General features: G+C 59.7%; 1 protein-coding gene. It reads right to left on the bottom strand.

From position 1 onward, the window contains the following. On the bottom strand, positions 1–1,268 hold a 1,268-nt coding region (locus tag WH277_RS03780; protein ID WP_339504435.1), incomplete at both ends, for a hypothetical protein.

The following is a 1,268-nucleotide window of genomic DNA, read 5'->3' as shown; positions in this document are numbered from 1 at the left end:
AGCCAGCACTGTACCGCGCTTGCCGCCGCATTTTGTAGCTGCATGCGGTAGCCTGCTGCGCCATACTCCTGCAGCGTATTCTCGAGATTGGCGACCCATACCAGTACAGCGCCAGCTTTATGAAAGGCGAGCTGATTGACACAGTCACTCAGCTGTTTGCGGCTAAAATCCCGGTCCCGCCGGTGCCATTGCTGACGCCCGGCACCGCTACACTGATAGATTCCAGCGGCAAGCTCGCCGCTGGCTTCGGGCAGCAATAGCCATGGCTCCATAGATAAAGCAGGCATGCCGCGCGATCGGCTCTGCGCCAGCCCGGTATGGCAAACGCCGACCAAGGCTTCAAGCAACTTCTCCTGCACTGGCAGATCGGCATATTCGTATTCCGCGCGGCGGCGCAGCAGCAACGAAGAGAGCTTTTCGTCACTGCTGAACGGCATCAAGGATGCGTAAGAAAACGGCGGATGCGCCTGCAAAGCCCCACCATGCGGGCGATAGCTTACTGCCGCTATGCTGGTGGCCGTCTCAAAGCGCGGAAACGGCAAGGCTGTCATCGGCTCCGGCAAGCCCTGCAGATGCATAACCTGGCAAATAATATGGGGATTTTCCTGCTCGTTAAAGAACAGCAGGGTCGCCAGCCACTGCAGATCGATGTGGTGGTCTTCCCGCAGCGTCCATCCCGCCGCACGGGCGGAAAGCGCGCAATATTGATTCACCACTCCAGCATCAAGATTGATAATGTTGTAGCTGAAATCGTTATATTTGCCGCGTACGCGATGCTGATTGGCGCTGACAATCAGCGATACCGGCTCTTCCGGCTGGCGCAGTAGCCGCTCCATCTGCGGCTGGTCAACGCCAGCAAGGCTTACCAGCTGCTGCTCTTCTCCCCGGTAAAACCAGATGCCGCAGGGTAAACCGGGCAACGGCTGGCGGACCACCACAAACAGGTCGCAGGAAGTCAGTTGCCCGCCGCTTGGGGCGATACGGCGCAGCGTGCCGTCGTCGAGCTGTTGATAGCCCGTGGCATGGCGCAGCAGCCAGCCGAGCGTGGCCAGCGTCAGCGGCTGAACCGCGGCTGGCTGCTGAAGCCAGGACGCTTCTGGAAATGCACCGGCAGGCAGATCCAGATGCTGCTGCCCATGCAGCCTGACAGGCTGCGAAGCATGGCGTTTGAGGTTATCAATAGTAAAATGCATCTGGTGGCTGCGCGGCGGTAGCTCGTTACGCGGCGGCAGACGCGTGCCGGTATGATGCAGCCAGGCGGTAAATTC

Origin of the sequence: Erwinia sp. MYb416 (assembly GCF_037479575.1) — a bacterium.
Lineage (GTDB): Bacteria > Pseudomonadota > Gammaproteobacteria > Enterobacterales > Enterobacteriaceae > Erwinia > Erwinia rhapontici.
The sequence above is the reverse complement of the archived record's forward strand: the minus strand, read 5'-3'. Positions and strand labels throughout refer to the sequence as shown.